This window comes from Myxococcus sp. NMCA1 (genome assembly GCF_026810205.1).
Classification (GTDB): domain Bacteria; phylum Myxococcota; class Myxococcia; order Myxococcales; family Myxococcaceae; genus Myxococcus; species Myxococcus xanthus_A.
Genome location: NZ_CP113950.1, coordinates 4,174,967 through 4,195,870 on the forward strand (window position 1 = coordinate 4,174,967; position 20,904 = coordinate 4,195,870).

A 20,904-nucleotide genomic window follows, 5' to 3' on the forward strand; every position below is an offset into this window, starting at 1 on the left:
GAGCCCCCTCACTTCATGGCGGACAGACCTCGCATCATCGGGATTGACCTCGGCACCACCAACACGCTGGTGGCGTCCGTCCGCAACCGCATCCCGAAGATCGTCCCCACCGATCGCGGCAACCTCACGCTGCCCTCCGTCGTGGCGCTGTCGGCGCGCGGCGATCTGCTGGTGGGCGGGGTGGCCAAGGATCAGATGGTCACCAACCCCAAGAACACGCTCTGGGGGACCAAGCGGCTCATCGGGCGGAAGTACAACTCCAAGTCGGTGGAGGAGCTCAAGGGCTACTTCCCCTACGACATCGTCGAGGGAGCCAACGGGGACACCGCGGTGATGATGGGCGGCAAGCTGTACTCGCTGCCCCAGGTGTCCAGCTTCGTGCTGGGCCAGGTGAAGACCATCGCGGAGCAGTTCCTGGGCGGCCCCATCGAAGGGGCGGTCATCTCCGTCCCGGCCTACTACAACGACAACCAGCGCAACGCGGTGAAGGAGGCCGGCCGGCTGGCGGGCTTCGACGTGAAGCGCATCGTCAACGAGCCCACCGCCGCGGCGCTGGCCTACGGCTTCAACCGGGGCCTGGATCAGAAGGTCCTCGTCTACGACCTGGGCGGCGGCACCTTCGACGTGTCCGTGCTGCACCTGGCGGGCAATGTCTTCGAGGTCCTGGCCACCGGCGGCGACACCTTCCTGGGTGGGGCGGACTTCGACAACCGCATCATGGAGTACGTGCTGGAGCGCTTCCGGGAGGAGACCAAGGTCGACCTCAACACGGAGAACCCCATCGCGATCCAGCGCATCAAGAACGCGGCGGAGGCGGCGAAGATCGACCTCACGCTGATCCCCAACGTCGTCATCGACCTGCCCTTCATCGACGAGCGCAAGGGCAAGCCGGTGGATCTGCGCATCCCCCTGACGCGCGAGTTCCTCAACAGCCTCACCGGCGACCTGGTGGACCGCACGTTCGAGATCTGCGACCGCGTGCTGGAAGAGAAGGGCATCTCCCGCGCGGAGATCGACGAAATCATCCTGGTGGGCGGCCAGAGCCGCATGCCACTGGTGCAGCAGAAGATCCAGGCGCATTTCGGCAAGGCGCCGCGCAAGGGCGTCCACCCGGACGAGTGCGTGGCCCTGGGCGCGGCGCTGCTGGGCGACTCGCTGGGCAGCATCGACGCGGTGACGCTGCTGGACGCGCTGTCCATGCCCATCGGCTACGCAATGCCCAACGGGCGCGTGAAGCGCATCATCGAGAAGAACTCGCTGATTCCCATGGTGAAGAGCTTCCGCCTGCCTCCGCCGAAGGAGCCAGGCTCGCCCTTCATCGAGCTGGACATCTACCAGGGGGACAGTGACCTGCTGGTGGACAACGAATATCTGGGCACGGTGCGCGTGCCCTCGGCCGCCGCCGGCCGGAAGATCGACTTCCGCCTCACCGAGGAGTGTCTGCTCCAGGTGACGGTGGAGGAAGCGAGCGGCATGCGCAAGGTGGACCTCGCCACCCGCGACACGCCGGAGCAGCTCAAGCGGGCGCTCCAGGAGGTCGCGTCGCGTCACTCACAGCAGGTGCCCAGCTCCAGCAGCAGCGGGAGCGACGACCGGGGGCTCTTCTCCAGTATCAAGAGCATCTTCCGGAGGGGCTAGGAGTCCAGATGGCGAAGTTCCCGTCGAAGGAGTGGGTGGACGAAGCGGTCCGCCTCACCAATGAGGATCCCGAGTGCGCCATGGCCGGCAAGGGCTGGAAGGGCGACTTCGGGGCGGTGGTGGAAGCCGAGCCCGGCATGCTGGCGAGGGCTTTCGTGGTGCACGTCGTCCCCGGTGACTGCCGCATCGAAAAGGCGCGCGTCCTGGCGGATCCAGACGACCTGGACGAGCTGGAGCCGGTGTACCTGGCCCGCGCGCCCTACAGCGTCTGGAAGCAGCTCCTCAAGGGGACGCTGGACCCGGTGGAGGCGGTGCTCAAGCGCCGCATCTCCATGAAGGGCGACCTGCAGCCGCTGATCGAACGCATGAAGTACAAGGGCATCGCCGACCGCGTCTTCGCGCAGCTGCAGACGCAGTTCATCGACGAGCCCTGAGCGAGGCACCCCATGGGAATCACGGACGACCTGAAGAAGCAGGCCCTCAACGTGTCGGGCAAGGCCATGGAGAAGCTCATGGCTGACGACCGCCGCGCCATGGCCATTGCCAACGCCATTGGGAAAGCACAGCGCGGCAAGCAGGCGCTCGACCGGGGGCAGGAGGAGCTGATGAAGGCGCTGAACTTCGCGCCCCGCAGCGAGTTCAGGGCCCTGGGCAAGCAGCTGTCCGGCCTCAAGCGCCGGCTGCGCGAGCTCGATGAGAAGCTCGGCGCGCTGTAGTCGAAAATGCGTTGACACCTGAGCGGGCGAATGGCATCTACACCCGCGTTCGCCGCTGGCAACACCGGCGGCGGGCAGCAGACAGCAGAAGGGCGTATAGCTCAGCGGTAGAGCACTGCCTTCACACGGCAGGGGTCGCAGGTTCAAACCCTGCTGCGCCCACTCAAGAAAGGCCGTGAGTCCGAATCGGGACTCACGGCCTTTCTGCTTTTCGGGCTCCGTCTCCGCCGCTGCGCCGGACGCAAGAAAGCCCACCCCGCATACCGCGCGGAGTGGGCTTGGGATTGCGGCGTGAGGCCGCGGTGCGGCTCAGACCTTGGGCGCGTCGGCGTCGCCGGTGGGCGTGTTCCGGGACTTGATGAGCGACGCGACGATGCTCGCGCCCAGCAGGCCGGCGATGACCGACAGGGACACCTCGGGCGGCACCTTCACGAAGTCGATGAGCGCCATCTTCGTGCCGACGAAGACGAGCACCGCGGAGAGGCCCACCTTCAGGTAGCTGAACTTCTCCACCGCGCCGGCCAGCATGAAGAACATGGAGCGCAGGCCGAGGATGGCGAAGATGTTGGACGTGAAGACGATGAAGGGGTCCGTCGTCACGGCGAAGATGGCGGGGATGGAGTCGAGCGCGAAGAGGATGTCCGACGCCTCCACCAGCAACAGCGCCATCAGCAGCGGCGTGGCCAGCTTGCGGCCGTTCTCCACGGTGAAGAAGTGGTGCCCGTCGAAGTTGGGCGTCGAGGGGATGGTCCGCCGGGCCAGACGCATCAGCGCGCCTTCCTCCGGGTTGTCCTCCTTGTTGCGCTGGAGGAAGAGCTTCACGCCCGTGAGGATGAGGAAGCCGCCGAAGACGTAGATGAGCCAGTGGAAGCGGGCCAGCATCGCCACGCCCGCGAAAATCATGATGGCTCGCAGCGCCAGCGCGCTGAGGATGCCCCAGAAGAGGACCCGGTGCTGGTACAGCGAGGGGATTCGCAGCGCCGAGAAGATGACGACGAAGACGAAGATGTTGTCGACGGAGAGCGACTTCTCGATGAGGTAGCCGGTGATGAACTGGAGGCCGGGCTCGGGCCCGAACTTCCACCAGACACCCGCGCCGAAGACGAGCGCCAGGCTGACCCACACCGCGCTCCAGCCCAGGGCCTCCTTGAACTTCACCACATGGGCTTTGCGGTGGAAGACGCCGAGATCGAGCGCCAGCATCGCGATGACGAAGGCGACAAAGCCGGCCCACAGGCCCGGACTGCCGACGCTTGGGAAGGTTTCCATATGGGAGCGTCAGATAAGAGTCATCCGAGTCTTCCACAAATAGGAATTCCAGCCGAACTCCATCGGGAAAATCGAATGACCCGGGCAAAATGCGACCGTGCTCCCTCTGTCGCTCAGGGGGCATACGGTCAGTCAAAAACATCCCAAATGTTTGGGAAGTGGTTTTGAAGGCGATGGGTTTGGAACCGTCCCGGTTGGAAAAATCAAACACGGGGCTATGAGACCAGCCAGGCGTCACCGTCCCTGAGGGCAGTTACTCCTCCCGGCGGAAGGACGCGTCGAGCCGACTCCAGGCGATAGGCGCCTGGGGACTCGTCACCCTCATGCCTCAAGCAGTAAGGACGCTATTTTGACTCGGAATCGTTTTCTGTCCTCGACGTGTGGTGCGCTCTTCGCTCTCGCCGCCATCACGGGCTGCGGGAATGAAGCTGGCAACGAGGATTCGAATACGCCAGGGCGGACCGAGCCCCCTGGTCAGTCTCCGCAGGTGCCTGCTCCCTCTCCGTCCGAGCAGACGCCCGGTGGCCAGACCCCCGGCACCCCGGAGCCTGGGGACTCTGACACGTCGCCGGATGACCCTGTCGCCACCACGCCGCCCGACGAGCCCTCGACCAATCCCGAGGACCCGTCGACCGAGCCCGAGCAGCCTGTCGAGTCGGGCGCGGACAAGTTTGGCGTGACGATGATCCACCCGTCCGCCGCCGGTGGTGAGCAGTGGTTCCTGGCCGACGACGCGATGTCCGACAGTCGTTTCGATCCGCAGGACGACCTTACGCGCAACTCGGACGGCTCCTGGAATCTCAAGAGCGACAAGGTGCGCATGAACGTCTTCACGTCCACCGGCTACAAGCCGAAAGAGATCGCCACGTATGACCGTGACGTGCTCGCCAGCCGTGGCTACATGCAGTCGCCAAACGACTGGAAGAACGTCGAGATGACGGGCTTCGTGAAGCTCAACTCCGCGTCCGATGAGTCCGACAACTTCGACATGTATGCGCGTGGCGGGAAGCACAACGACGACCACGAGGGCTGTGAGGGCAGCAGCTATAAGGGCGCGCTACACTTCAATGGCCAGGCTCGTTTCCAGAAGGAGGCGTGGCACGTCTCCTACGAGCAGGCGCCGTACAAGAAGGTGACGGAGCCGCTGACGGGCCGCTGGGTGGGCTTCAAGACGGTGATGCGGAACACGCAGGTCAACGGCAAGGAGGCCGTGCACCTGGAGATGTACCTCAACGAGAACGCCGACAAGGTCTCCTGGGAGAAGGTCTACGACTTCGTGGACGCCGGTGACTGGGGTGGTGACGCCGAGCACTGCGGCGGCGCGGATGGCGCGATTCCGCTCACGTGGGGCGGCCCCATCGCCACGTTCCGTTGGGACAGCACCGACAACGTGGACTTCAAGTGGCTGTCCGTGCGCGAAATCGCGCCGGAGCAGTGAGCCGCTGATTCCTGGCGCGTCCGCTGAACGGGGGCGCGCCTGAACACGGAAGTCCGCGGTCCCACGAGGGCGTGGGGGACCCGACGAGGTCCTCCGCGCCCTTCGTGCGTCCATGGACGGGAAGGTCCACCTCCCGGGCGGGTGGCGAGTGTGGCTTCGGCCTCCCCACCTTGCGGGCGTCGACGCGCCAGCCAGCCGCCGGCAGCCCTGTTTCGTCGGGGCTCGGCGCTCAGGCCGGCCCACTGGCTGTCAGAGAGGAAGACTTCCCATGCACATCACTTTCCTGGGCCACGCCGGGTTCGTCGTGGAGACGGCGGGGGCCATTGTCGTCATGGACCCGTGGCTGTCGTCCCGCGGGGCATTCGACTCGGCGTGGATGCAGCTGCCGTGCAACCACCACCTGGCGCCGCGCGTGCGGGAGAAGCTGGAGACGCCCGGCAAGGAGCGCTACCTCTACGTCAGCCACGAGCATAAGGACCACTTCGACCCGGAGTTCCTGGCCACCATCCGCCAGAGGGACTTCACGGTGCTGGTGCCGCGCTTCCACCGCTCCGAGCTGCAGGACGTGTTCGCCAGGTATGGCTGCAAGCAGGTCCTCGCCTGCGAGGACGGCCACGAGGTCCCCATCAAGGGCGGCTACGTGAAGCTGTTCGTGTCGGAGCAGGGGACCAACCGTGACTCCGCGGTGATGGTGCGCGGTGACGGGCAGTGTTTCCTCAACATCAACGACTGCAAGCTCCATGACCGGATGGGGCGCATCGTCGCGGAGGAGGGGCCCATCGACGTGTTCTCCGCGCAGTTCTCCGGGGCCATCTGGCACCCCACCTGCTACGAGTACCCGGCGGAGACCTACGCGGCCATTTCGCTGAAGAAGCGGGAGAGCAAGTTCGGGCGGTGGCGCGCACGCTCGAGGTGATTCATCCGCGGGCGTACATCGCGGCGGCCGGGCCCGCGGCCTTCCTGGACCCGGCGCAGTTCCACCTCAATTTCGAGAAGGTGAACATCTTCCCGAACGCGACGCAGCTCTTCGCCTTCCTGCGGCAGCGCCTGCCCCAGGGGAAGACGCGCTACCTGGAGCCGATGCCCGGGGACGTGCTGGACGCGAAGTCGCTGGAGTTCGTCTCGCAGGTGGCCGAGCGCGTGACGCCGGAGAACCTGAAGGCGTACCTGCACGACTACGCGAAGCGGCAGGAGTCCGTGTTCCGCGAGCGGCGGCGCAACCTGCTCGTCGCGGAGGTGGCGGAGATTCACGAGCGGCTGCGCGTGGAGCTGCAGCGCAAGCTGGACCTCCTCGACCTGCACGAGCGCGTGGGCATGCCGCTCTACGTGGAGCTGACGGAGCTTCCGGAGCAGCTGCTGCGCGTGGACTTCAAGGCGCGCCGTGTCCACGTGGTGGCGGACATCCAGGAAGAGGTCCGCTACACGCTGAAGACGAGCGCGGCCGACGTGGGGCGCGTGTTGGACCGCAAGCTCACGTGGGAGGACTTCCTGCTGTCGTTCCGCCTGCGCCTGAGCCGCAACCCGGACGTATACGAGCCGGTGCTGCACGGCTTCCTGGGTGTGGAGATCGAGGACATGCGCGAGTTCTGCGAGGGCATCCGCTCCACCGAGTCCCAGCGGGAGCGCACGGTGGTGGAGGCCGGTGGGCGGCGCTTCTCCATCCAGCGCTTCTGCCCCCACCAGGGCGCCGACCTGTCCGAGGGCTGGGTGGAGGAGGGGCGCTACCTGGTGTGCCCGCGCCACCGTTGGCAGTTCGACCTGGACGCCGGAGGCGTGTGCACGCAGAACACGTCCACGCTCTGCGCGGAGCTGCTGCCCGAGCGCGAGCAGGAGAAGCCCCAGACGCCGGCGGCGGACCCGCAGCCTCAGCTGTAATTAATGCCGTGTTCCCTGGGCGCCGCGCGGTTGCCGTGGCGCCCGGGGGGACGCGCAAGCGCGGATCCGGTGACGGCGTGTCCCTGGCGCGCCTCCCGGATCGGCCGTGGGCGTTCTGTGAGCTGGCGCGGAAGGTCCGCACACTTCAGGGCGGCGGCGTGGAGAGCTGAAGACTCAGCCGAACGTTGTCCGAGCGCAGGCCCACCGGGGCATCCGGCGCGAGCGCCTCTTCGGGCACCTCGCCCGTCCACGCGAGCGTGTCGTCCGCCCAGACGCGGAGGACCTTGCCGTCGAGCTGGGCCCGCAGCGTGTGGGGCTCGCCTGTCGAGGGCGCTTCGAGCCGGACGTGCTGCTCGGGGTGCAGGATGGTGTAGCCTCGGTTGCCGCACTCGCGGCTGGTGTGCTGTCCCGGGTTGCGCTTGAAGTTGACGACGATGCCCGGCTTGGGTGCCAGCCGCCACATCGCGTACAGTACGTTGCAGGCATCCACCGCGAAGAGCTTGAGACCCACCTGCTGGCGCTGCTCCCCCGATGCCAGGGCCACCTGGCGCTCAGTGGGGCCTAGAATGGTGAAGCGCAGCGCCACGTTGCTCGTCGTGCTCCCTGGAACGATGGCGCGCATGCGCGGCCCGTCGACGAGGAACTGCTCGCCGGGGCCGGGCTCCAGGCTTCCTTCAGTGACCGTCAGTCGGGACAACGGGACGCGCGTCAGCATGGGCCTGCCTTTCTTCCGGTGAGCCCCTGGGAGGCGCGGCTCATCCCGTTCCTTCGGCGCGAGCCGTTGCCCCATACCGCCATCCCGGCCTCCATCCGCCGGACTGGAGCCGGCGCCCAGCAGCGCGGCCAGGACGCCGCAGCCCACGATCAGCCGGCGCGGTGTCACGGCGACCGGGCACCCAGGAAGGACTGAAGCGATTCCACATGGGCACGCAAATAGGCCTGCTCCGCGCGCAGGCGGGTGAGTTCCATCATCAGGTAGCCGCGGAAGCGGCGAATCTCCCGCGTCTGGAGCGCGTCCATGGACTGGAGCTGCGCTTCCAGGTCCGACACCAGGGTGCTCACCTCACGCAGCCGACCCTCCTCGGTGCGGTGGACGGTACGCAGCTCGGCGACCAGCTCGTTGATCCGCTGGGGCACGCCCGACACGTCATCGAGCGTCGCGCGGCGGCGGCCCTCCCTCGCCCGTGCGTTGGCCGAGCCCTGCCACAGGTGGCCCAGGTTGTAGGACAGCGTGAGCTGCCCGAAGAGGGGCAGGTTCTGGTCGACGTCGATGAGCTCGTCGTACCCACCGCGCACGTTGATGCGCCAGGCGCGCGAGCGGCGCAGCGCACCGTTATACGCCTCGAGCTGGTCATCCGCGGCTCGCAGCTCGTTCAGCACGCTCTCCAGCCGCTGACCTTCTTGAAACGAAGGCCGGGCCGCCAGCCGCTCGCGAGCAATCTGTGTGTTGCTAGAGAGCTGTCGCAGCCCATCCAGCCGGACCTGCACCGCGTTCAGCTCCTCCAGCGTCACCATGCCCTGCTTCATGTCGTTGCGAAGCGACGTGAGCAACGCCTCGGCGTGGGGCAGCGCCTCCTCCAGCACGCGAGCCCGCGCCTCCAGCGCGGCCTGTTCGCCCAGGCCGCTGCCCTGGCGGATGGCGGACTCCAGCACCGTCACCGCGCGTTGCCGGCGGCACTCCGCTTCCGCGCGCTTGTGGATGGTACGGCCGCGGTAGATGCCCAGGAAGTCGTACATCAACCCCGCCGTCACACGCGGGGTGGGCTCACCCAGCGGCGTGGTGCCGGCGCCTCCGCTGGCTTCGCCCGCGTTGACCACGCCGAAGGCCCCGAACAGCTCGGGCGCCAGCTCGAGCGCGGCCTCCGCGCTGCCCACGCCGCGGACGAAGTCGCAGTAGCCGGCGGCCCGGTCCTCGCTGGACGGCGACGTGAGTTCTCCCGCGGGAGGAGGCGCCGGCTGGGCCAGCGCCAGCCGCGCGGCGAGTGACAGCAATGCGCCACAAGTGACGGTCATCCGCATAGTCGAGTGTCTCCGGCTCCGAGGCCGTCTCCAGGCAAAGGGGGGTGGGACTCACAGCAGCAGCGGCGGCCGGCCCAGGTGGAGCAGGTCTTGCCGGGCGGAAGGAGCGTCCGACAGTTGGACCTCCACCATGACGCCGCGGAGCATGTACTGGCGGATGGGGTGCTTGAGGGACACCTCACCCTCGAGCACGCGCCCGATGACGCCCACCTCGTGGCACCAGAAAACACTGGCCGCGCACGAGTACAGCGGCGTGCCCTGCTCGGCGTTCGGGATGTTCTCGTACGGGACGAAGGCGACCGTGAGGTCCTTCTCGATGGCCTTGAGGTACGGCGACGCACGCAGCGACGCAATCAGCGTGTCGTAGCGCAGGGCCACCTCGTCCAGGGCGGCCAGGTCCGTCTGGAGGCTCTTCAGCGTCGCCTCCGCGCGGGCCTGCTCCAGGACGGAGTGCGTGTACTCGCGCTCCAGCAGCAGCACGTCGGACGTCATGCCCTGGGGCGTCTCGTCCTTGCCCATGCCGGACTGCACCGCCGAGAGGCCGGCAATCTCCCGCTGGAGCGAATCCAGCCGCGTCTCCAGGTCCGCCGAGGACTGCGCCAGTGACAGGTTGCTCTGCGCCAGCTGCGCCAGGTGGTGGTTGATGGTGAGCTTCTCCTCCTGCTCCATCAGGCGCGCGTCGTACAGCGCGTCGGTGCGCGTGCGCGCCAGTCCGGCGTAGGCGCGGTTGGACTGGAGAATCTCCGCCCGGGCGTTGCTGTACTCACGCCGCAGCAACGACAGGCGCCGTGCCACCCGGTCCTTGGCGTCGCGCTCGCCGCGCAGGGCGACGAGGAAGCGCTGCTGGAACGCGCGCTCCGCGGCGATGGAGCGCTCGGCGTCGGCGATGCGGTTCTCCACCGACCGACGGTCCGACAACACGTGGTCGCGCGCGGACGTCTGCGCGGCCACCTGGGTATTGAGCGTGAGAATCTGTGGGTCCGTCGGCGAGATGACCGTGGGTGTCACCCAGCTGCGGCTCACCAGGAAGAAGCCCTGGACGGACAGGAAGGACACCAGCCCGAGCATGATGAGCGTGAGCAGCAGGGAACCGATGAACTTGTAGGCCGAGACGGCGATGCTGTTGACGCGATTGGCGACGCGTTGGTTCATGGTGTAGTGCCCTCACCAGCATGGGTGGGAGGAAAGCGGCCCCCGGAGTCGGCCGGCGACGTCTCGGGAGCGGTGTTGGCGCTGCCCCGTGTCTCCCAACTCCCCGAGTCCAGCGTCAGAAGTGCCAGCGGTGTGAAGAGCGCGTACGTCACCGGCATCAGCAGGGCCATGGGCAGGAAGCTGGCGCCGTGGACCCGGCGGTCCGCGGGAAGGTGCCGCGTTTCGATTCGATAGATGACTCCCAGCAATCCGATGATGAGGAAGTGGAAGGCGAGGATGTCCCAGAACTCGCCGGTCAGGACGTTGTGCACGATGACCAGCGGGTAGGAGAGGAGCAGCGCGAGCTGTGACACGTAGTGGACCGTCACCACCGGATGGAGCCGCCAGGCGTGTGACAGGCCGCCCAGCAGGTCCACCAGGTTGGAGCGGCGCCACCGGAGTTGCTGGGAGAAGTACCCGGCCAGCGTCGACGGCGCGGCGGTGAAGCAGAAGGCGTCCAGCGTGTAGACCGTCTCGTAGTCGTGCTTGACGATCTGCCGCGTGAGGAACCGGTCCTCGCCGTACTTGATGGGGATGCCCGCGATGGCTCGCGCCTCGAGGATGGGCTCCAGCTCCAGCAGCACGTGGCGGCGGTACGCGGTGAGGCAGCCCGACAGGCACATCACCTGGCGGAAGCTGCGCTCCAGGTCCTTGAGCCACTCCTGGGCGAAGTGGAACTTGATTTCAATCATCCGCGTCATCCAGTTGTGATGACGGTTCGTCACGTAGGTGCGGCCGCCCACCGCGGCGATGCGCGGGCTGACGAAGCGGCGCACCAACTGGCGGACGGCGGCCTTGTCGACGATGACGTCCGAGTCCACCGAGACGATGATTTCCGCGTCCGTGGCGGCCTTCACCGCGCGGTTGATGCCCTTGCGCTTGCCCATGTTCTCCGGGTTGCGCATGACGATGACGTTGGGATTTCCCTCCGCCGCCTTCAGTGCCCAGGCGTAGCTGTCATCCTTGGAGCAGTCATCCACCACCACGATTTGCAGCAGGTGGCTGGGATAGTCCTGCTCCAGGAGACTGCGAACGCCGTGGTAGATGCCTTCGCCTTCGTTGAACAGCGGGATGACGATGGCGACTCGTGGGAGGTAGGTGTCGTCGACTCTGTCGAACTGCCGCCCCTTCAGGCGCCGTAGCAATGGCCCGAGGACATAGCGGTTCATCAGAACCACCATGAAAAGTAACTGAATTGGAAAGAGCTCCATCCGTCCCTGCCCCCCATCACGCCACTAGCAGCCCTTGTCGCTGCCCCTGCATCCGCCACGACCCCCAAGATGGGCGAGCGAAAGGTTGGCGGGGACGACGGTGTGTGCCAACTGCCTCGGGGGTCAGAGACAGTGGCCATCAGTGGCCATGCCACGCAGAAGCACGCAGGAGCGAGCAGGCGGCGGTGGTAGAAAGGGGGCATGCCGACAGACTTCCAGCCCCTGGCGCTGCGTCCGGATGAAGTCCATGTATGGATTGTCGAGCCCGAGCGCATCGACGACCGGCGCCTCCTGGATGCCTACTGGTCGCTGCTGGACGCGAAGGAGCGCGACAAGCAGCAGCGCTTCCGCTTCGAGCGGCACCAGCGTCAGTACCTGGTGAGCCATGCGCTGGTGCGGTTGACGCTGTCGCGCTACGCGCCGGTGCCGCCGGAGGACTGGGCCTTCGACACCAACGCGTATGGCCGGCCGATGGTGCGGGGGGAGTGGGGCCCGAAGCTGCGCTTCAACCTGTCCCATACGGACGGCATGGCGCTGGTGGCGGTGGGCTGGGACGCGGAGCTGGGCGCGGACGTGGAGGACGCGCAGCGCAAGGGGGAGACGGTGGAGATCGCCGACCACTACTTCGCCGCGTCGGAAGTGGCGGCGCTGAAGGCCCTGCCGCCGGAGCGGCACCGGGAGCGCTTCTTCGAGTACTGGACGCTGAAGGAGTCCTACATCAAGGCGCGCGGCGCGGGGCTGTCACTGCCGTTGGAGCAGTTCGCCTTCCACCTGGAGCCGGGACAGGCGCCGCGCATCTCCTTCGACCCGCGGATGCAAGACGTGCCGGAGGCGTGGCAGTTCGTGCAGCTGCGCCCGTCGGAGCGGCACCAGGCGGCGGTGGCGGTGAACCGGCCCCGTGGGCAGCCGCTGACGGTGCGCTGGCAGTTCACCGTGCCGCTGGCCGGGGACACGCCGCCCCGGTTCCAGGCGGCGTAGACGGCGGACTCAGGGCGCGCGGCCCATCCACCGGTTCAGGTCCTCGCTGATGTGCGCGAGGAGGGCGTCCCGCTGCGACTTGATGAAGAAGTGGCCGCCGGGGAAGAGGCGGACGCGGACGTCCTCACTCCGCGTCTCGTCGCGCCAGCGCTCCAGGTTCGCGGTGGGGACGTGCTTGTCCTCGGGCGAGCCGACGACGGAGATGGGGACCTCCAGCTTCGCGGGCTGGGGGCCGTCCTCCGTGAAGGCGATGCCGAAGTCGGCGCGCAGCATGGGCAGCACCAGCTCCAGCAGCTCGCGGTGCTGGAAGATCTCCTCGGGCGTGCCGTCGTAGCGCCGCAGCTGCGCGATGAACTCCGGTTCGGGCAGGTGGTGGATGGGCTCGCGGGTGTTGACGGACGGCGGCCCGGCGGCCCCCAGGAACAGGCCCACGGGGCGCGGGCCATTGCGGGCCTGGAGGCGCCGAGCGAGCTCCAGGGAGATGCGAGCGCCCATGCTATAGCCGAAGAAGGCGAAAGGCCGGTCCAGCAGCGGCGCGATGGCGGGCAGCAGCGCGTCCACCAGGGCAGGCAGGCTGCCAATGGGCTTCTCCGACAGGCGGCGCTCGCGCCCGGGGAGCTGGACGGGGCACAGCTCCACACCCGCCGGCAGGCCCTGGCTCCACTGGTTGTAGATGGCCACGCTGCCACCGGCGTACGGCAGACAGAACAGCCGCAGCCGCGGATCCGTCAACGGCTTCCGGGTGGGGAACCAGCGGTCGGGGGCATGAGGGCTCGAGTTGGACGCGCTTTGCATGACGTGAAGGCTCTGTCGCATGGCCACGGAAAACGGGTCAAGTCCCGGAGGCCGCGTGGCGTGTTAGCGTTTCGGGGACGCGCAGGGGCGTCATTCTGGAGTCACAATGGGGCGTTCCGCGGGCTTCATACTCTGGCTGACAGGTCTGTCAGGTGCGGGCAAGAGCACCTTGTCCCGTGCCCTGCGTGCGCACCTGACCTCGTCGATGCCCGTGGAGGTGCTGGACGGGGATGAGGTGCGCACCTGGCTGTCCCGCGGACTGGGCTTCACCCGCGAGGACCGCGAGGAGAACGTGCGCCGCATCGGTCATGTGGCCCGGCTGCTGGCGAAGCACGGGGTGGGCGTCATCGCCGCGGCCATCTCGCCCTATGCGAGCTCGCGCGCCGAGGTGCGCCGGCTGGCCGAGGAGGCGGGCATCCCCTTCGTGGAAGTCCTTGTCCAGGCGCCTCTGGACGTGCTCATCGCCCGGGACGTGAAGGGGCTCTACAAGAAGGCGCTGGCCGGCGAGCTGGCGCACTTCACCGGCGTGTCGGACCCCTATGAGGTGCCTGACGCGCCCGACGTCACCGTCCGCTCGGATGTGGACACCGTGGAGGCGGGCCTGCGGCGCGTCTTGGAGACGCTGCGAAGGCGGGGCCTGCTCGACGCCGCGGCGGCGGCGTGAAGCGCGTCCCCGAGGTGGCGGAACGTCCGCGCACCTCGGGGGGACCGGAGCCGCGGACTCAAGCGAGGATGCGCTCCATCTTCACGTAGGGGCGCTCGGCCTGAATGCCCTTCGTGCGGCAGTGCTCCAGGAACTTGTTCGACTCGACAATCTGTGGGGCCTTGTCGTCGTAGACGAGGATCATCACGTGGCGCAGCCACGGCTCCTGGCCCATGGCGTAGACGTAGACCTCCTTGGGCGACAGGTAGTTGGTGATTTCGATGGCGCGAGCGCTGTCGGAGCCGTTGAGCCGGCGGGCCTGGTCCATCTTCCGGGGCAGGGGATTGCACAGCAGCGGGCCGTACATCCAGCTCATCGGGCCGCCTTCGCACTCCATGCCGAGGAACAGCACGTCGATGGTGCCGACGATGTCGCGCAGGTGCTGGTACATGCGCGGCTCGATGGCGTTGGAGTCCGCCGCCATCAGCATGGACTTGCCGCCCAGGCGCACCAGGTGCGCCGTCTTGGCCTGGATGGCCAGGTCGCTGTGCTCGCCCAGGAAGGGCAGGCCGGTGATGGAGCCGCCCGGCACGGGGATCTCCTGGAGGTCGTCGATCTCCACCACGTTCTTGAAGCCGTTGTGGTGGAGCATCAGCCTCAGCGATGGGTCCGCCAGCGAGTTGCCGTTGTTGCGCGGGACGATGATGCAGCCCACCCGGTGCCGAAGCTGGATGAGCGTCTCCATCATCAGGTGGTCGGCGTGGCCGTGGGTGAGGACCACGTAGTCGATGCGCTCGGGCAGGTCGGAGTGGGTGAAGCGGGGGAGCTCCGTGGGGAACTCGTAGCTGATGACGGGGTCGGTGAGGATGCTGACGTCCTTCGTCTCCAGCAGCACGCAGGCGTGGCCGAAGTAGCGCACGCGCACGCCCTCACCGGTGTAGCGCTCCGTGCGGCGGGGCTCGGTTTCGGTGAAGAGCGCGGCGAAGGCGTCCGCGGCGGAGGCGGGCACGCCGAGCATCTCCGCGACCTGGCCGGGCGAGCCCGGCGTGTGGCGCATGCGGAAGAGGGCGTCCAGGCCTTCGTGCTTGTAGGGGACGCGCAGCCACAGGGGCGTGTCCTCCTCCAGGCGGGGCGTGCTGAAGATGTAGGGCCGCCAGTCGCCGTCCACCTGCATGAGCGTCACGCTCTGCGAGGACTCCTTGTGGAAGGGGCTGCGGTACAGGAGCGGCTCGATGTACCTCGCGCTGGCGCGGTTGCTCAGGTCGTACGTGAGCTCCACGTAGCCGCGGAGGATGTCGGGCACCTTGGCGTAGAGGCCCTCCAGGGAGCCGCCGTTGTTGGGCGCCATGAGCTGCTCCAGCTCGGCCACCGCCTTGGTGTACGCGAGCATGTTGGCCTGCTCCTTCTGCGTCCGCTCCAGGAGCTCCTTCACGCGCGGGGCCTTCGCCGCCGGGTGGTTGATGAACGGGCCGCCCATCAGCATCGGGTTCTTCAGGGCCGCCACGTGCACGTCCGGATTCGCCACGAAGGACTGCATCAGCTTCTGGTGCAGGTTCGTCACGAACAGCGGGGCCGTCGCCGGAGACAGCAGGTACCACCACGCGTACCACTGATTGTAGAGCGGCTCGATGGCGACGTTCGGCTTGAGGTACATGGGTCGGTCCAGCATGGCGAGCTCCTCCGAGCGAGGTCCGGAAAACGTCGGGAACTTGGCAAACTTGGAGCCCGTAGATACACGGATTCGAAGGGTGATGCACGGGACCAACGCAGCGCAGCTTTTGCGTTAGTGCAACCGTGCGAGCATTCGGGCGCATCCCTTTCATCGTGCAGCTCGAGCAAGGAGCGTCCCATGAAGGCAGCTTGGAATGTTGTGATGGCCCTGATGGTGGGAGTGGCTGTGGGCTGTGGCGTTGGCGCCATGGATCCGGAGGGCGCGCAGGATGAGGCGCTCGACACGTCGGAAGCCACGCTCGCGGTCTGTGGAGATGGTGTCTGCGAAATCGGAGAGCGGTTGAGCTGTCCCCTGGATTGCCCACGTGGCGAGTTCTGTGGAAACGGCGCGTGCTGCCCTGGGGAGACGGCCCGGACCTGTCCCGAGGACTGCACGCAGGGGGACCCCGGGCGTTACTGCTATCGATCGCACTGAGTCGCCGCGGGCGCGCGAGCAGCGAGGTTCTCTTTGTTCGCGCGCCGTTCCGCCGTGTCAGGTAGGGCGGGGCGTCTTCGCTACATCGCGAAGCAGCCGTAGACCTTCTCGTAGTAGGAGGTCTTCGTTCCGTTGAGGACCGTCTCTGGCGTGCTGCAGCCGCAGAGGAGCTCACCGACCTTGGTGACCTTCGCGGGCTCCGCGTAGTACGTGATGACGTAGTCCCGGCCGGTGATGTCACGACAGGGGATCGCCTGGGCCTCCGTTTCGAGTCCGGCGGCCTCCTCTTCGATGCCGCCACAGCCCGTCATCAGCCCTACTGCCAGCAGACCCACCATGATGCCCGTACGCATGAATTCCCCTTTTGTGAGACGGTGGTGCGCTCCTAGAATAGCCGGAGATCGTGTCAATGGCACGTGAGGGCTGCGGACTGTCGGAAGGCAAACGGGCCCGCTCTGTCAACGAGGGGGCCGCGAGGGAGGTGCTCCACTCAGTGGTGGGTGCCCTTCACGGTGAGGTAGTCGGGCTGCGTCTGGATGCTGTTCATGACATTGATGGGCGCCAGGCGTTGGAGAGCCATTTCTCGTCAAGCTGTTCTCGTGAGGAATCAATGCCCGTGGACCCTGGGGCCCTGAGTACGCGGCGCGGGCGCAGTGATGACGATCCTCTTGGCGCGAGGTAGAGTTGCGGCATTGTCATGAGCGAACTACGTGAAAGGCTTCGTCTCCGCGGTATCCTGAGTGATGAATACCCGGTGCCGGGGCTGCATTATCTCCCAGGGCCCAGCATGAAGGCACTTCGGCTTGTGCTCGATGCCACTGCCTCCCTATTGGCGGGTAGACAGCTTTTCCCCTCACAGTTCCCGTTCGTGATCCCGACCGAAGTGGCGAAGCCATTCTTTCGCCACTTCCGCGATGCAGTCGTACCAACCGTGGTAAGCGACGGCCGTTCCCATCACAAGCACGGCATACTCCCTCTGGCAGGTGGTTGCCTGCAGGCCATACCGTTCCTGACTAAGCAGACGCGCAGTTATCGGCAACTGCCTGGTGGCGTATATTCAACCGACTTCGCCTGCGCTCCATTCACCCAGGCCCATGGTGCCTGTGGATGGGAGGATGTTCATTGCATCAATGGCCTGGATCTCCGCCATTTCGATGCCGCCCCTCGTGGGCAAGAATTAATCGAGCAATTCCTTAATTACTTCGGCCTTGCGGCCGTGCGTACCGAGGAACCTTGGTGGTTTGAGACCAACGCTACTGTATTCCGCACTCATGGCGGTGCCTTGTTGGCCGTGGCTCAGCCGGATGTTCTGGAGTGCGTCGCGGGCATTCGTTACCTCGACGCGAAGAACCAGTTCCGTCAAGGCAAGGCGGAGTTCTTCTACATTTCCGAGGACGCGTTGCTGCTGGCAACGGGGGAGCTCAAATGATGTCCCGGGAAGAACTCGATAAGTGGCGGCGCGGGAAGTCCTTCTTCGTCACGAGGCGAAAGCCACCCGCGCTGCCGCCTCATGGTGGCTGCATTGCCATCTTCAGCCCATCTACCCCTGCGTTGGCGCAGTATCCCGCTCGTGCCGAGGTTGCCCTCCGTTCGCTCGCTCAGGAGATGGACTGCCGTGTCGTGGTTCCTCCCGCTGCCAATTCAAAACAGGGCTATACTGCTCTATCGCCCGAAGCTGCAGCCCGCGAACTTCATCGCCTCGCGCTCGAACCGGATATCCACGTAATCATGATGGCGGTAGGAGGCTACAACTCCAATCGGATACTCTCCTTCCTGGATTGGGAGCTTCTCGCCGCCCATCCGAAAATCTATTGCGGCTATAGTGATGCCAGCATATTGTTAATGGCAATCCAGCATATGTGTGGCTTGGTCACCTTGCATGGCCCGGCCCTATTACCGCAATGGGGGGAGCCGGGCGGACCGTTCGTGGAAACCGTTGAGGCGTTTCGTTCGGTGGTGCATGGAGAGCGTGTTCCACTTAGACTCCGGCCTCCGGCGGGCTGGACCGCCGAGCGACTTGATTGGGCTGGGAGTCAATCTCAACTCCGTCGCGCACTGCACCCCTCCTCAGGCTGGCAGGCTTGGCGCGAAGGAGTTGCCGAAGGCGTCCTGATGGGAGGAAACCTCGCCACCCTCAATGGTCTGCTTGGAACGCCGTGGGAGCCACGGTTCCAGGATGCCATCCTCTTGTGGGAAGCAACGGGAAGCGAAGCCTTCTTACCTCAGCTGGAGCGATCGTTGACCCATCTGGTCCAATCAAACGCGTTCGAAGGGGTGACGGGGATGTTGGTTGGTCGCTGTCCCGATGCCTTTCCGGTGGAAGGCGTGACCTTGCGGGACGTGGTCCTGACTCTGACGGAGCGATACGGCTTTCCCATCATCGCGGACGTCGACCTGGGCCATACCGATCCCATTCTCACGTTTCCCTTGGGCGCTCGTGCCTCCATCTCCGCTGCCGCGCTTGGCTGTGAGATCACCCTTGTTGAAAAGAGCGTCGAATGAGCGCTCCGGGCTTCGAAGCATGGCGCAGCACCGGGATGGTCGCGGCTGAACTGCTGGATCCCACCTACCCGACCCGTGGCGCCAGCACATGGTTTCCCCATGGCTATCGTCTCGCCGGGGCAGTCGTCCGCACCGCGGCAGAGCACTTGGAACGTCTGGGGTATGAAGAGCTAGGTTTACCGGCATTCGTCTCGACCAAGGACTTTCAGCGACAAGCCGAACACATCAAGAGTTTCCTCGACCGGGTCTACTTGGCGCGCCCCGCCCCATGTGATGGGGAGCAGATCATCAAGTCCACCGTTGAGGCCCAGCTTTGCGCTATCTTTTCGAATTGGTGCAAGCAGGGCCGTCCAATGCCCTACCGCGTCCAGTCTGTCAGGGCGGTAGGGCGCTATGAGACAGGCAAGACCGCGCCCCTGTGGAAGGAGCGCGTGGTCTGGCCCTTCTTCGAGGCGCATGCCGCACTCGTTGGCGATGTCAACGACGAGCTCGCCGCGCTCAATAGAGCGACCTATGCCTTTTGCTCCCAGATTTGTCTGCCAGTCATTGGTGTCGAGCGCGTCAAGGTCAACAGGCGTCTGACTGAGTATGCGCACCGGCGGTTGGAGGGAATTACGGTGATGCCCTCTGGCCGGATTACTGTGCTCACCTCCATTTACGACCTTGGCGATCGTTTCAGTCGGGTGTTCGATGTCCGTGCGCCCGATTGGCGCTATCCCGCAATGGCAAACTTCGCTTTTTCCGGAAGGTTGGTGCTCGCGATGCTCGGTCACTGCTTCCGGGAACGAGCGCCCATCCATGCCCCGGCGGTGGCTCCCATCCAGGTAGCCGTGCTCCCAACCCGCTCGGATGACGTGTTGCTCGTCCGAGAGGCAGAGAGACTCGTTGAAGTGCTTGGCCAGGCGGGAGTCCGAGCCAGGGCATTCATGGACGCCCGCTCGTTTCAGGCGCGGCAGGAGTACGCGCAAGCACTTGGTGCGCCAGCCCACCTGCTTGTAGGGCCCAGGGAGATGGAAGAGCACCGCGCTTCTGTGCGCCTGGGTCCCGATAAGACCGTGAAGCAGCTTCCTCTAGATCATTTCCTATCGCATCCGTCGCGGTTGCTGGAGCAGGCACACGAGGAACTCTGGCGCGTTAACCGCGAGCGAATGCGGGGACAGCTCGTGGAGGTAGAAGAGTTCGCGCACCTATCTGGGCTGCTGGCCGAGGGGCGGACCGCCATCATGGGATTGTGCGGTGAGCAGGAGTGTATCGCCAGACTGGATCAAGAGCCTGCGGGAGAACTCATAGGGCGAATGCTTGAGCCCGATCGCCCTGCGGCTTGCTGTGGCGTCTGCTTCGCGAAGGCCAACCAGACCATTCTGTTCGGAGTCAAATACTCCGGTGAGAAGTAAAGGGGTGTTCGCGTGTTCGCTGCCTATTCTGGTCAGCCCGCTGGTCTTCTTCGAAACGAATTGCTGGAAAAGCTCCAGAAGACTCGTGCGGTCGTCAGCGTTCACGAGCATATCGGCGTCGAGCATCTCGTTCACGCGAGTGGACGCCGGGTGGAGTACCGACAGTCCCTCTCCCAATGGGCGGAGTTGTGTGGATCGATCCACTGGGGAGACCTCCTTCCTGGCGCAAAGCTGTTTGCCGCAGCTGTCTTCGCCATGCCCATCTACGAATCCTCTCGAGGGCGGAGGTTGGATGTTGAAGGGGGACGAGATGGCGACATTTATTGGACTCGCAACAGGTTCATCGTCGCTGCGTGCGGGGCGCATCAGACCAGGCCATTGCACGACATTGACGACGGGAAACCCCAAAGCTTGCCGCTGCCTGTACTTTTCGTGGACCCCAGTCAGTCCGCAACAGATTTCGAGCGTGCATATGAGGACCTGCTTCCATTCATCTGCGGCCTCAAGTGGCATCCCTATGCGCAGGGAGCCTCAATTGCGACATTCATCCAGCAGGGTTACCTAGACCTTGCCGCCTCTCGCGGATTGCCCACGGTGGTTCACTGCGCGCGGCCGGGAATGCAGGACGACTTCGGCGAACTCTTCAATACGCTCTTCGTAGCAACACGCAGGTCACGCGCGGTCGTTGACGTGGCGCATGCAGGCTTCCTGCACGACAACATCCATCGCATCCAGGAAAACGAGTACCTGTATCTGGACTGTGGGCCATGGAGCATGATCTGCGACCATGCGATGCCCGGCACCAGGCCGTCCGAGCGGGCGGCGCGGCTGGCACGCATCCTGAAAACGTTGCCGCAAGCCTTCTTGTTCGCAATGGACACTCCGTGGAACCTCATCACATGGATTGACGGCACGCTGCATGGTGCTGAGGTCGCGCGGGACGTGGACATCGTCCGTAGCGCGCTCGCGTCCCTGGAGGACTCCATGCGCGAGCAATGGTTCCACAATAATCCGCTTCAGTTCCTTCACGGGCGGCCCTGGAGGGCGCCCTGAGCCTTCCGCAAACTCGCCGTACTTCGCGCGCGGACC

The 20,904-nt window shown here is 65.8% G+C and carries 18 protein-coding genes, 1 tRNA gene and 1 pseudogene; 12 read left to right on the plus strand and 8 right to left on the minus strand.

Translation table 11 applies throughout. From position 1 onward, the window contains the following. Window positions 1-15 precede the first annotated feature (15 nt). From OZ403_RS17925 to OZ403_RS17940, 4 genes are all read left to right on the plus strand, one after another. The gene (locus OZ403_RS17925; protein ID WP_140791445.1) at window positions 16-1,638 is read left to right on the plus strand and encodes an Hsp70 family protein; all 1,623 of its coding nucleotides are present in this window, start codon (window positions 16-18) and stop codon (window positions 1,636-1,638) included. A gap of 8 nt (window positions 1,639-1,646) precedes the next feature. After that, complete coding sequence (locus OZ403_RS17930; RefSeq protein WP_140791447.1) at window positions 1,647-2,072, plus strand: SCP2 sterol-binding domain-containing protein; 426 nt, start codon at window positions 1,647-1,649, stop codon at window positions 2,070-2,072. 12 nt (window positions 2,073-2,084) lie between these two features. Beyond that, window positions 2,085-2,354: a hypothetical protein gene (locus OZ403_RS17935; RefSeq protein WP_268784678.1), complete on the plus strand. Its 270-nt coding sequence runs from the start codon at window positions 2,085-2,087 to the stop codon at window positions 2,352-2,354. A 90-nt stretch (window positions 2,355-2,444) separates the two neighbouring features. Next, window positions 2,445-2,516, plus strand: a tRNA-Val gene (locus tag OZ403_RS17940). Between the two features lie 147 nt (window positions 2,517-2,663). Here the strand turns inward: OZ403_RS17940 and OZ403_RS17945 are convergent. Continuing rightward, the gene (locus tag OZ403_RS17945; RefSeq protein WP_268784679.1) at window positions 2,664-3,623 is read right to left on the minus strand and encodes a TerC family protein; all 960 of its coding nucleotides are present in this window, start codon (window positions 3,621-3,623) and stop codon (window positions 2,664-2,666) included. A 349-nt stretch (window positions 3,624-3,972) separates the two neighbouring features. On the opposite strand from OZ403_RS17945, the gene OZ403_RS17950 reads away from it, so the two are divergent. Beyond that, window positions 3,973-5,061 (plus strand): carbohydrate-binding protein, encoded by a 1,089-nt coding sequence (locus tag OZ403_RS17950; RefSeq protein WP_268784680.1) that lies wholly within the window; start codon window positions 3,973-3,975, stop codon window positions 5,059-5,061. Window positions 5,062-5,329: 268 nt separating this feature from the next. After that, window positions 5,330-6,936: pseudogene (locus OZ403_RS39475) on the plus strand (Rieske 2Fe-2S domain-containing protein). A gap of 145 nt (window positions 6,937-7,081) precedes the next feature. On the opposite strand, the gene OZ403_RS17965 reads toward OZ403_RS39475, so the two are convergent. The 4 genes from OZ403_RS17965 to OZ403_RS17980 all read right to left on the minus strand — a co-directional run bounded on the left by OZ403_RS17965 (window position 7,082) and on the right by OZ403_RS17980 (window position 11,357). Beyond that, entirely contained in the window at window positions 7,082-7,651 is a 570-nt protein-coding gene (locus tag OZ403_RS17965; protein WP_268784683.1) for a hypothetical protein, read from the minus strand. A 164-nt stretch (window positions 7,652-7,815) separates the two neighbouring features. Next, window positions 7,816-8,955, minus strand: coding sequence for a hypothetical protein (locus OZ403_RS17970; RefSeq protein ID WP_268784684.1), 1,140 nt, complete (start codon window positions 8,953-8,955; stop codon window positions 7,816-7,818). Between the two features lie 51 nt (window positions 8,956-9,006). After that, window positions 9,007-10,107 carry a hypothetical protein gene (locus OZ403_RS17975; protein ID WP_140791461.1) on the minus strand — a complete coding sequence of 367 codons (1,101 nt, stop codon included), beginning with the start codon at window positions 10,105-10,107 and terminating at the stop codon, window positions 9,007-9,009. Continuing rightward, window positions 10,104-11,357 carry a glycosyltransferase gene (locus OZ403_RS17980; protein WP_140791462.1) on the minus strand — a complete coding sequence of 418 codons (1,254 nt, stop codon included), beginning with the start codon at window positions 11,355-11,357 and terminating at the stop codon, window positions 10,104-10,106. The genes OZ403_RS17975 and OZ403_RS17980 overlap by 4 nt, the downstream gene beginning before the upstream one ends. Window positions 11,358-11,558: 201 nt before the next feature. On the opposite strand from OZ403_RS17980, the gene OZ403_RS17985 reads away from it, so the two are divergent. Then, window positions 11,559-12,335, plus strand: a complete 777-nt coding sequence (locus OZ403_RS17985) for a 4'-phosphopantetheinyl transferase family protein (protein WP_140791463.1) — start codon at window positions 11,559-11,561, stop codon at window positions 12,333-12,335. Window positions 12,336-12,344: 9 nt separating this feature from the next. Here the strand turns inward: OZ403_RS17985 and OZ403_RS17990 are convergent, their stop codons facing one another. Continuing rightward, complete coding sequence (locus OZ403_RS17990) at window positions 12,345-13,130, minus strand: thioesterase II family protein (protein ID WP_216608500.1); 786 nt, start codon at window positions 13,128-13,130, stop codon at window positions 12,345-12,347. Between the two features lie 106 nt (window positions 13,131-13,236). Between OZ403_RS17990 and cysC the strand changes: the two genes are divergently transcribed. After that, window positions 13,237-13,794, plus strand: coding sequence for an adenylyl-sulfate kinase (gene cysC / locus OZ403_RS17995; protein WP_268784685.1), 558 nt, complete (start codon window positions 13,237-13,239; stop codon window positions 13,792-13,794). A 58-nt stretch (window positions 13,795-13,852) separates the two neighbouring features. On the opposite strand, the gene OZ403_RS18000 is transcribed toward cysC, so the two are convergent. Both OZ403_RS18000 and OZ403_RS18005 read right to left on the minus strand, forming a co-directional pair. Further along, entirely contained in the window at window positions 13,853-15,442 is a 1,590-nt protein-coding gene (locus tag OZ403_RS18000) for an MBL fold metallo-hydrolase (protein ID WP_140791466.1), read from the minus strand. A 557-nt stretch (window positions 15,443-15,999) separates the two neighbouring features. Continuing rightward, window positions 16,000-16,272: a hypothetical protein gene (locus OZ403_RS18005; RefSeq protein WP_140798410.1), complete on the minus strand. Its 273-nt coding sequence runs from the start codon at window positions 16,270-16,272 to the stop codon at window positions 16,000-16,002. 344 nt (window positions 16,273-16,616) lie between these two features. On the opposite strand from OZ403_RS18005, the gene OZ403_RS18010 reads away from it, so the two are divergent. Genes OZ403_RS18010 through OZ403_RS18025 form a run of 4 tightly spaced genes read left to right on the plus strand, consistent with a single transcriptional unit; the run spans window position 16,617 to window position 20,868 of the window. Then, window positions 16,617-17,348 carry a hypothetical protein gene (locus tag OZ403_RS18010; RefSeq protein ID WP_140875079.1) on the plus strand — a complete coding sequence of 244 codons (732 nt, stop codon included), beginning with the start codon at window positions 16,617-16,619 and terminating at the stop codon, window positions 17,346-17,348. Continuing rightward, on the plus strand, window positions 17,345-18,421 hold the full coding sequence (locus tag OZ403_RS18015) for a S66 peptidase family protein (RefSeq protein ID WP_268784686.1): 1,077 nt from the start codon (window positions 17,345-17,347) through the stop codon (window positions 18,419-18,421). Before OZ403_RS18010 ends, OZ403_RS18015 begins: the two co-directional genes overlap by 4 nt. Continuing rightward, entirely contained in the window at window positions 18,418-19,815 is a 1,398-nt protein-coding gene (locus OZ403_RS18020) for a His/Gly/Thr/Pro-type tRNA ligase C-terminal domain-containing protein (protein WP_268784687.1), read from the plus strand. The genes OZ403_RS18015 and OZ403_RS18020 overlap by 4 nt, the downstream gene beginning before the upstream one ends. 12 nt (window positions 19,816-19,827) lie before the next feature. Beyond that, entirely contained in the window at window positions 19,828-20,868 is a 1,041-nt protein-coding gene (locus tag OZ403_RS18025; RefSeq protein WP_268784688.1) for a hypothetical protein, read from the plus strand. The last annotated feature ends 36 nt before the right edge of the window (window positions 20,869-20,904 follow it).